Origin of the sequence: Marivirga aurantiaca, assembly GCF_016679925.1 — a bacterium.
GTDB lineage: Bacteria > Bacteroidota > Bacteroidia > Cytophagales > Cyclobacteriaceae > Marivirga > Marivirga aurantiaca.
Genome location: NZ_JAEQBW010000035.1, coordinates 1 through 713, shown reverse-complemented (window position 1 = coordinate 713; position 713 = coordinate 1). Strand labels below are relative to the sequence as shown.

General features: G+C 50.6%; 1 pseudogene. It reads right to left on the bottom strand.

The features are described from left to right. Positions 1 to 713, bottom strand: a pseudogene (locus JKA74_RS20675) (hypothetical protein); the annotation flags it as partial.

Here is a 713-nt window from a genome sequence, read left to right as displayed (position 1 = left end):
GTAGTAGATGCAGACAATACAGCAGGCTCGCTGACCACCACATTGTTGCTTGTAGAGGTGCACCCATTGTCATCAGTCACCCTTACCCGATAAGTTCCTGCAGCCAAAGCTGTGTAGGTCCCTGAGGCATCACCGGTAGTGTTGGCAATTGCATTACCAAGGTCATCCTCCAGGTCATACACCAAAGTTCCCGTGCCTCCAGAACTCGACCCGGTTACAGATCCATCACCGGCCGCATTGCAGCTGATATTGCTGGCAGCGGCTGTAACGTCCACATCGACAGGATTATCAATAACAATAGAAGTAGTTGTAGCTGAACATCCGTTATTGTCAGTGACAGTTACAGTGTAGCTTCCGGCCGCCAGTCCGGTATAAATACCATTGGCATCCCCGGTGGTGTTAGTGGGCTCTTCGTTGAGGACATAAGTGTATCCTCCCGACCCGTTTCCTGCCGTGGTGGTAATCTCCCCATCAGATGCCCCAAAGCAACTAAGCTCGGCACCATTGAAATTGCTTGTTATGGCAGCAGTAGCAGTAAGTGCCACAGGCTCTGTCAAAGTGACGTTTTGTTGTACAATTGAACAGCTGTTGGCATCTTCCAGGTCAATAGTATAGTTTCCAGCAGAAAGGTTGTTGAAGCGATAGATTGCCCCCGGCTGTGTTTGTGTTGCTGCGGCATCCCCTCCAAGAGTGAAAGTGTAGTTGCCGGTCCC